General features: G+C 56.0%; 2 protein-coding genes, 1 tRNA gene, 2 rRNA genes and 2 pseudogenes. All 7 read left to right on the forward strand.

Annotated elements, in window-relative coordinates; all coding sequences use genetic code 11:
- Positions 1-362: 362 nt before the first annotated feature.
- The 7 genes and pseudogenes from LVY75_32950 (at position 363) to LVY75_32980 (ending at position 9,912) form a co-directional block, all read left to right on the forward strand.
- A 23S ribosomal RNA gene (locus LVY75_32950) occupies positions 363-3,161 on the forward strand.
- A 125-nt stretch (positions 3,162-3,286) separates the two neighbouring features.
- Positions 3,287-3,401, forward strand: a 5S ribosomal RNA gene (gene rrf, locus LVY75_32955).
- 206 nt (positions 3,402-3,607) lie between these two features.
- Positions 3,608-3,684, forward strand: a tRNA-Met gene (locus tag LVY75_32960).
- Positions 3,685-4,306: 622 nt separating this feature from the next.
- Complete coding sequence (locus tag LVY75_32965; protein ID XAZ23540.1) at positions 4,307-6,454, forward strand: type I secretion system permease/ATPase; 2,148 nt, start codon at positions 4,307-4,309, stop codon at positions 6,452-6,454.
- Positions 6,451-7,905 (forward strand): HlyD family type I secretion periplasmic adaptor subunit, encoded by a 1,455-nt coding sequence (locus LVY75_32970; GenBank protein ID XAZ23541.1) that lies wholly within the window; start codon positions 6,451-6,453, stop codon positions 7,903-7,905. The genes LVY75_32965 and LVY75_32970 overlap by 4 nt, the downstream gene beginning before the upstream one ends.
- A 939-nt stretch (positions 7,906-8,844) precedes the next feature.
- Positions 8,845-9,533: pseudogene (locus LVY75_32975) on the forward strand (M10 family metallopeptidase C-terminal domain-containing protein).
- A gap of 214 nt (positions 9,534-9,747) precedes the next feature.
- Positions 9,748-9,912 (forward strand): annotated as a pseudogene (locus LVY75_32980) (calcium-binding protein).
- Positions 9,913-10,019 lie beyond the last annotated feature (107 nt).

Below are 10,019 nucleotides of genomic sequence, written 5' to 3' on the forward strand. Positions count from 1 at the left end.
TTTATCCGACGTCCGAGCCCAGTTCTTGTGAAACCATGGATGGCCTAGCCGGCCGGATATGGTGGAGGGACTGGAGGTAGGAAGGAAGCTTGTCGCTCTGGGTCGTTGTTGTTTGTCGTCTCTAGGGATGACATCTGACGGACGACTGGATTGCCGTTGCCTGACCGCGCGGTATCGGATCAAATCTCGAGAAGCTGGTCTTAAGACCTGACACAAGCGAGCTGCTCGGCGTAGCTCCAATAAAGTGATCAGGTCGAACACGTCGATGGCATTGTTGGATTGACTGGGTTGTAAAAGGTAACCCGGTCTGTTGCTGTTTCTTTGAAGCAGGCAACGAGATGATGAGCATTGGCAATGAGAACGATTAAGTGTCGTAAGGGCATTTGGTGGATGCCTTGGCATGCACAGGCGATGAAGGACGTGATACGCTGCGAAAAGCCGTGGGGAGCTGCGAATGAGCTTTGATCCATGGATCTCCGAATGGGGAAACCCACCTTAAATGCTTGGAAAATCCAAACTGACTGCAAGGTCGGCTTGGGTTTCCAAGCATTGTGATAAGGTATCTTACTTTCGAATACATAGGGGTAAGAAGCGAACGCAGGGAACTGAAACATCTAAGTACCTGCAGGAAAGGACATCAACCGAGACTCCGCAAGTAGTGGCGAGCGAACGCGGACCAGGCCAGTGGCATTAGTGATTAAAGCGGAACGCTCTGGAAAGTGCGGCCGTAGCGGGTGACAGCCCCGTACGCGTAGATATCATTAATGTCCTAGAGTAGGGCGGGACACGTGAAATCCTGTCTGAACATGGGGAGACCACTCTCCAAGCCTAAGTACTCGTGCATGACCGATAGCGAACAAGTACCGTGAGGGAAAGGTGAAAAGCACCCCGACAAGGGGAGTGAAATAGTACCTGAAACCGGATGCCTACAAACAGTCGGAGGGGGCAACCCTGACGGCGTACCTTTTGTATAATGGGTCAACGACTTAGTGTAACAAGCAAGCTTAAGCCGGTAGGTGTAGGCGCAGCGAAAGCGAGTCTGAATAGGGCGATATAGTTTGTTGCATTAGACCCGAAACCGAGTGATCTAGCCATGAGCAGGTTGAAGGTTGGGTAACACCAACTGGAGGACCGAACCCGCATCTGTTGCAATAGATTGGGATGACTTGTGGCTAGGGGTGAAAGGCCAATCAAACTCGGAAATAGCTGGTTCTCCGCGAAATCTATTTAGGTAGAGCGTCTGGCGAATACTCCCGGGGGTAGAGCACTGGATGGGCTATGGGGACTCACCGTCTTACTGATCCTAACCAAACTCCGAATACCGGGAAGTACTACCAGGCAGACACACGGCGGGTGCTAACGTCCGTCGTGAAAAGGGCAACAACCCTAACCTCCAGCTAAGGTCCCCAAGTCATGGCTAAGTGGGAAAGGATGTGAGGATCCCAAAACAACCAGGATGTTGGCTTAGAAGCAGCCATCATTTAAAGAAAGCGTAACAGCTCACTGGTCTAAATAAGGGTCTTTGCGCCGAAAATGTAACGGGGCTAAAGCCATGCACCGAAGCTGAGGATTCCTCTTTGAGGAGTGGTAGCGGAGCGTTCCGTAAGCTGATGAAGGGATACCTGTGAGGGGTCCTGGAGGTATCGGAAGTGCGAATGTTGACATGAGTAACGATAAAGAGGGTGAGAGACCCTCTCGCCGAAAGACCAAGGGTTCCTGCTTAAAGTTAATCTGAGCAGGGTTAGCCGGCCCCTAAGACGAGGCGGACACGCGTAGTCGATGGGAACCACGTTAATATTCGTGGGCCTGGTGGAAGTGACGGATCGCACAAGTTGTTCATTCTTATTGGATTGGATGGGCAGCGGAGCGGTTCCAGGAAATAGCTCCACCGTATAGACCGTACCCGAAACCGACACAGGTGGTCAGGTAGAGTATACCAAGGCGCTTGAGAGAACTATGTTGAAGGAACTCGGCAAATTGCACGCGTAACTTCGGAAGAAGCGTGACCCCATTGTAGGCAACTATGGTGGGGTGGCACAGACCAGGGGGTAGCGACTGTTTATCAAAAACACAGGGCTCTGCGAAGTCGCAAGACGACGTATAGGGTCTGACGCCTGCCCGGTGCTGGAAGGTTAAGAGGAGAGGTGCAAGCTTTGAATCGAAGCCCCAGTAAACGGCGGCCGTAACTATAACGGTCCTAAGGTAGCGAAATTCCTTGTCGGGTAAGTTCCGACCTGCACGAATGGCGTAACGACTTCCCCGCTGTCTCCAACATAGACTCAGTGAAATTGAATTCCCCGTGAAGATGCGGGGTTCCTGCGGTCAGACGGAAAGACCCCGTGCACCTTTACTATAGCTTTACACTGGCATTCGTGTCGGCATGTGTAGGATAGGTGGTAGGCTTTGAAGCAGGGACGCCAGTTTCTGTGGAGCCATCCTTGAAATACCACCCTTATCGTCATGGATGTCTAACCGCGGCCCGTTATCCGGGTCCGGGACAGTGTATGGTGGGTAGTTTGACTGGGGCGGTCGCCTCCGAAAGAGTAACGGAGGCGCGCGATGGTGGGCTCAGACCGGTCGGAAATCGGTCGTCGAGTGCAATGGCATAAGCCCGCCTGACTGCGAGACTGACAAGTCGAGCAGAGACGAAAGTCGGTCATAGTGATCCGGTGGTCCCGCGTGGAAGGGCCATCGCTCAACGGATAAAAGGTACGCCGGGGATAACAGGCTGATGACCCCCAAGAGTCCATATCGACGGGGTTGTTTGGCACCTCGATGTCGGCTCATCGCATCCTGGGGCTGGAGCAGGTCCCAAGGGTTTGGCTGTTCGCCAATTAAAGCGGTACGTGAGCTGGGTTCAGAACGTCGTGAGACAGTTCGGTCCCTATCTGCCGTGGGTGTAGGAATATTGACAGGATCTGTCCCTAGTACGAGAGGACCGGGATGGACATATCTCTGGTGGACCTGTTGTCCTGCCAAGGGCATAGCAGGGTAGCTATATATGGACGGGATAACCGCTGAAGGCATCTAAGCGGGAAACCCACCTGGAAACGAGTGTTCCCTATCAGAGCCGTGGAAGACGACCACGTTGATAGGCCGGGTGTGGAAGTGCGGCAACGCATGAAGCTTACCGGTACTAATAGCTCGATTGGCTTGATCGTTCTCATTGACTATGCTCATCACCGGCAAACACGACAGTGTTTGTTCGGGTGATGATGCTGAAGACGTGTTCAAATAAACGATGTGAAAACATCACCAGCTTCTCACACAAGTTGCGCTTCGCTGACCTGGTGGTCATGGCGGGGTGGCTGCACCCGTTCCCTTTCCGAACACGGCCGTGAAACGCCCCAGCGCCTATGGTACTTCGTCTTAAGACGCGGGAGAGTCGGTCGCTGCCAGGTCTGCTAAACGCAACTCGTGAAAAACAAATCTTCTCTTCGCAAACTCTACGGCCCAAAGCCGATCAAAGGGCCGCTATCAAAGCGGCCTTTTGTGTTTGGTGCCTCATGAACACGAGACAAATTGCTTCGCAATTTGCTCGGCACAGATCCGCAAAGCGCACGCGCTTTGCGTAGCCGCGACAAATCCCAAAGGGATTTGCGCTGGACGCGGGGTGGAGCAGCCCGGTAGCTCGTCAGGCTCATAACCTGAAGGCCGCAGGTTCAAATCCTGCCCCCGCAACCAAACATATAGCCCGCATCCAAGCGGGCTTTTTTTGTTTGATAACACGGCGAGCATGCAACGCGCTCGAAAGCCGCCAAAACGCCCAAAGCCGACCTAGCAAAACAGAAAACTGCAAAGCCAGAGCACCCCACAAATCTTCCCCTCTCTCGTCTCGCGAAAGACATCGCGCCGTGACTATCGCCGGCGCGGAAAACAACCGCGCCGCTGGCGAGGCTAACTCGCCGTCCTGCGGACCGTAATCTCAAGGCCAAGTGAAGCGGGATGCCGCGAACCGGTAACCGAAGCAAACAGTCCCGCCCGTTCGGCCAAAGAACACCAGGCGATCTCTGTCCATGGTGCGCAGACTGTGCGGGCCTGAAGCTGAGGTTGATAGTGTGTGAGGACTTTACAAAGTCCCGAATAGGAATTTGAGTTAGGCCGGATGCACAGGCCGAAGCAGGTCAAGCTTCTGTTAGTGGTCTTTCGTGATTTCTCAGCCACAACCATCCCGAAAACTTGTGCGTGTTAATATCCCCATAGCGTTGTAGCTCTGACTAAGCTACATCGTGGGTGCAGGCTCAAAGCGAGTGGTTCGCTTCGGCAGGCGCATGTATCTGCAACGCAAGGGGGAATAACTTCGCGTATGGATGGCATCGGTCCGCAGCATCACGACTCCGGTCTTCGTGCGCTTTGCGGTATCGCTGCGTTCTATCGGATTGCCGCTGATCCAAACCGCCTTCAGCACGATCTGGCGCTGAAGGGACGTGCATCCGAAGCCATCGACATCCAGCGAGCAGCCGGGATTATCGGTCTCAAGGCGCGTGTCGTGGAGAGAGTATCGGAGCAACGCCTTCGATCAATGCCGGTCCCGGCAATTGTCAAAATGCGCGGCGGCTCCTTTCAAGTGCTCGGCGGTTTGAATCCATCCGGTAAGTACAGGCTCGTCGATCCGATAACGCGTGTTGATCGCGAAATTGCTCCTTCAGATATATTGGCGGAAATCGGCTCGCGAGTGATCCTCGTCGGCCGGAAGATCGGCGGGGAGGGATCCGATCCCAGGGAATTCGGCTTCAAGTGGTTCGTGCCATCCATCTGGCGATACCGCAAGCCGCTGGCGCACGTTCTGCTCGCATCGCTGTTTGTGCAGATATTTGCGCTCGTCACCCCCCTGTTCTTTCAGGTGGTGGTCGACAAGGTTCTGACACATAAAGGTTATTCGACGCTTTTTGTTCTGGTCGCAGGCATCGCGATCATTGGCCTCTTCGATGTTATGCTTCAATATCTCAGAACCTATGCGTTGGCGCACACGACAAACCGGATAGACGTCGAACTCGGGCAACGACTGTTCCATCACCTGCTGCGGCTGCCTCTCGGCTATTTCGAGACGCGCTCGGCGGGTCAAACCGTTGCAAGGGTACGCGAGCTTGAAACGATCCGCGCATTTCTGACTGGCCAAGGGCTTTTCTCGGCGCTTGATGTCATTTTTACTTTTGTGTTCATCGCGGTTCTCTTCGCTTACTCGTGGAGCCTGACGCTGATCGTCATTGCCGCGATCCCGATCTACATTCTGATCGGTATGACCGTCAGGCCGCCGCTTCGCGAATTCGTCAAGGAAAAATTCAACCGGGGTGCTGCGAGCCAGCAATTTCTCGTCGAAGCGATTGTCGGCATCCACACGGTCAAATCCGCCGCAGTGGAGCCGGTAATGCAGGCACAGTGGGAGGAGAAGCTTGCAGCCTATGTGCGGACAGCCTTCGATACGACGCTGCTTAGTGCTGGCGGACAAAACGCCATCCAATATGTCAGCAAGCTCTCGACAGCAGCTCTTCTGCTCTTCGGCGCGAAGGCTGTCATCGATGGCGATCTATCGGTTGGCTCGCTGGTCGCCTTCAACATGATTGCCGGCCAGGTCGCTCAGCCGGTCTTGAGGCTTTCCCAGCTTTGGCAGGATTTTCAGCAGGTGCAGATCTCCGTCGATCGGCTCGGCGACATTCTGAACACCCCGATGGAGCGTCCGCCCGGTATCCGCTTGTCGTTGCCGACCCCAAGGGGGCATATCGAATTTCGTAATGTCACCTTCCGCTATCGGCCTGGCTCTCCGGAAGTCCTGAAAAACGTCTCGCTCGAGCTCCGCCCCGGAGAGGTGATTGGTATCGTCGGGGCCTCCGGTTCTGGAAAATCGACGCTGACCAAGCTCGTCCAACGGCTCTATCTTCCGGAAGAGGGGCAGATCCTTCTCGACGGGGCAGACCTTTTGCAACTCGATCCCGCCTGGCTTCGGAGCCATATCGGAGTAGTTCTCCAAGAGAACCTTCTGTTCAACCGCACGATTCACGACAATATCGCTTTCTCAAACCCGGCAATGCAACGGGCTCAAGTCATTGCTGTCGCCAAGCTCGCCGGCGCCGATGAGTTCATCACAAGGCTACCACAGGGCTATGACTCGATGATCGAGGAGCGCGGCGCGAACCTCTCCGGCGGCCAGCGCCAGAGGATCGCTATTGCCCGGGCTCTTGCGACCAATCCGCCGATATTGATCTTAGATGAGGCAACCAGTGCGCTTGACTACGAAAGCGAGAGGGTCATTCAGGCGAACATGGGGCAGATCGCCAGCGGTCGAACGGTGATCATCATCGCGCACCGGCTTGCCGCAATCCGGCCATGCAGCAGGATTGTCGGCATGAAGGACGGCCGGATCGCCGAGGTCGGCAGCCATGACGAATTGCTGGGGCGTCCAGATGGGCTCTATTCGCGTCTTTGGGCCTTGCAGAACGACAGGGGAGCGGCATGAGCGCAACGGCGAACGCCTCTCGCTATTTGGGTCTTCCGCGACGGCCGGCAACGCGCGCCGATCACGAATTTCTGGCGCCCGCCCTCGAGGTACTGGAAACGCCACCATCGCCCATACGCATGGCGCTGATCCTGATCATCTGTTTGTTCACCACGGTTGCGCTGGTCTGGTCCTATCTCGGCCGCATCGACATTGTCGCGGCAGCGCAAGGCAAGATCCAGCCGACCGGCCGCGTCAAGGTCGTGCAACCGTTGCTGACGGGCAAGGTGAAGACACTGCCACCACAAAACGGCGACCACGTGCGCCGCGCCGATATTCTGCTCGAACTTGATCCTACGGATGCTCTCGCAGACGAGAGAGACGCGGCAAAGGGCCTTGCCTCGGTTAAGGCGGAGGTTCAGCGGCGCAGGGCTGCCATCCGGTTCGTGCGTTCGCAACCGGCGGTGGGATCGGTTGCGGAAATGAGCTGGGACAAGGATACAGGCCCCGAGCTGCAGCAGCGCGAGAGCGGCATTCTGCGCGGCGACATCGAGAAATATCATGCGACTATCGCCTCACTCGGCGCGCAGCAGCATCAGAAGGAAGTGGAGCGTGAACGGCTCAAAGTGACAGTGGCCGCGCAGGAATCCCTCGTTGAAACCCTCAAGGAACGTGTTGCGATGCGCAGCATGCTTGCTTTGAAGGATGCCGGCACGATGGCAAGCGTCATCGATGCAACCGAAACAATGAAGGAACAGGTGACGCAGCTGGCGATACAGCAGGGGCAGCTTGCCGACGCCGAGGCCGCAATCGATGTCTTCGCAAAAGAGAAACGGAAAGCAGAAGGCGCGTTTCTGAGTGATCAGCTTGACAGGCTTGGTGATGCCGAGCGCCGCGCGGACGAATTGGAGCAGCGTCTGGCGAAGGCACAGAATTCTCTCGATCAGATGACGTTGCGCAGTCCGATTGATGGAACGGTGCAATCCTCGTCTGTCGCCGGCCTCGGGCAGGTAGTCACCGTTGGCCAGGACCTGATGCGGATCGTACCGCAAGACAGCACACTCGAGCTTGAAGTCTATATGCCGAACAAGGACATTGGCTTCATCAGAGTGGGCCAGGAGGCGGTCGTAAAACTCGAGGCCTTTCCCTTCACCCGCTACGGGACCGTTTCCGCCGTCGTCGTGAAGGTCGCAGCGGATGCCATTCCGGAGCCAGACGCAGCCCGCCGTGAGGGTGACCCTATCGCAAGGCAGTCAAGTACAGCCTTTGGTAGCGCGGAGCGAATGCAGAATTTGGTCTTTCCGGTCACTCTGCGCCTTGCAAGCGATCACATTCAAGCTGACGGTGCGGACGTCAACTTATCTCCAGGGATGGCGGCTGTCGCCGAGGTGCGCACCGGGCAGCGCAGAATATTGGAGTATGTGTTTTCCCCGTTGGTTGAGATAGCTGACGAGGCGCTCCATGAGCGATAAAGGTAGTGGCTACGAAGTCTTTTGACTGCAGTAGATCTGCTCATTTTTTGAATAATTATAGAAGTTATCTTGAATTTGAGGGGCTGAAAGGCGTGTTTTCTGCAAATTATGTTCTTGAAGTGATTTGCCTTTTGACTCAGCGCAAGAAGCCAATTGCCAGGGCTGCCGCGTTACTGTGTATCCGGACTTAACTTCAATTTTCAGCCGAGTGTCCTGCGCGTGGGGAGATGAGCCGACCCAGGACACGGTAAGGCGGTATAAGCAAGCGGTGATTTCATGACGGGCATTGTTACTCCTACGAAGAACGTCAGCTTGACGGGGGATCAGAAAATTGACGGCCTTCTCAGCGGCTACGCCTGGGACGGTACGATCACCTATGCGTTTCCCACAAGCTCGATTTCGTACTCCTATAGTGGCGAGAAGGATTACGGCTTCTCCGCGATTTCCTCGCAACAGCGCTCTGTTGCCTTGTTCTTTATGGAGCAGTCCTACGGAAACACGGCAAATGACGGCTTCTCCGTAGAGGGATTTACCAATGCCGATTTTGTGGCCGGCAGCGCGGACACCGCGTCGGTGCGGTTTGCACAATCTTGGCTTCCCTCGACTGCATGGGCGTATACCCCGAGTCCGGATAGTGCCGCTGGCGATATATGGTTCGGGACAACATATGCTGGTACGGCAGATGATTATCGCTATCCGGAGTTCGGCAACTACGCAGGCCACACGCTGGCACATGAGCTGGGTCACGCTCTCGGTCTGAAACACGGTCACGAACCGTACCTAGGCAATTCGCTGGTCGTGCCCGGTGCCTACGATTCCATCGAATATACGATCATGACCTACCGCACATACGTCGGAGACAGTGCGAGTGGTTACAAATACGAGCAGAATGGCGCGCCACAGACCTTCATGATGCTCGATATCGCCGCCCTGCAGGAAATGTACGGGGCGGATTACACGACAAACAGCGACAATACCGTCTACAAGTGGAAGCCGAACGAAGGCGTGACCTATGTGAATGGAGTCGCGGCCATTACTCCGGACGCGAACAGGATCTTCGCAACAATCTGGGACGGCGGCGGTATCGACACCTATGATCTAAGTGCCTACACCACCAGCCTTCAAATCGACCTGCGACCAGGGGGGTACTCGGTCTTTTCGCAACTCCAGCTGGCTTACTTGGGAGGCGGCTCGAATGGCGGCGATGCTCGCGGGAACATCTTCAATGCGCTTCTCTATCATGACAACCTGGCGTCGCTGATCGAGAATGTTCAGGCAGGCTCCGGTAACGATACGATTGTCGGCAACGAGGTGAACAACGCCCTTTGGGGCAATGCGGGAAATGATACGCTTACCGGCGGCGCCGGCGACGACACGTTGAACGGCGGTGCTGGACTGGACCGGATGTCGGGTGGGGTGGGTGACGACACCTATATCGTCGACGTTGCAAACGACGTCGTAACCGAGAACGCGGGCGAGGGAACGGACACGGTCAGGACGGCGCTTTCGAGTTACACACTCAGCGTCAACGTCGAGAACCTGACCTATACCGGTACCACGTCGTTCATGGGTATCGGCAACGCTGCGGTCAATGTGATCACTGGCGCAGCAGGCGCCGACACGCTGGACGGCAAGGCGGGAGCCGATATCCTGATTGGCGGTGCGGGCAACGACACCTATGTTGTCGATGATCTGGCCGATGTCGTGACCGAGGCTGCCAATGCAGGCACGGATCTGGTCAAGACGACGCTTTCTGCCTACGCGCTGACCAACATTGCCAATGTTGAGGACCTGACCTTCACTGGCACCGGCAATTTTTCCGGGACGGGCAATATACTGGCCAACACGATCACCGGCGGGGCCGGCAACGATGTTCTGGACGGTGGTGCGGGTAACGACAGGCTGATCGGCGGGGCCGGCAATGACACGCTGATTGGCGGCGCCGGCGACGACACGCTGGATGGCGGCATTGGCGCTGATGCGCTTTCCGGCGGTACCGGCAACGACATCTATTGGGTTGACAATGGCTGGGATACGGTCACCGAGGCTGCCGACGAGGGCAGCGATACGGTGTACGTGCAGTCGGTCTACTTCGCGAGCTATACGCTCGGCAG

It is taken from the genome of Sinorhizobium sp. B11, assembly GCA_039725955.1.
GTDB lineage: Bacteria > Pseudomonadota > Alphaproteobacteria > Rhizobiales > Rhizobiaceae > Rhizobium.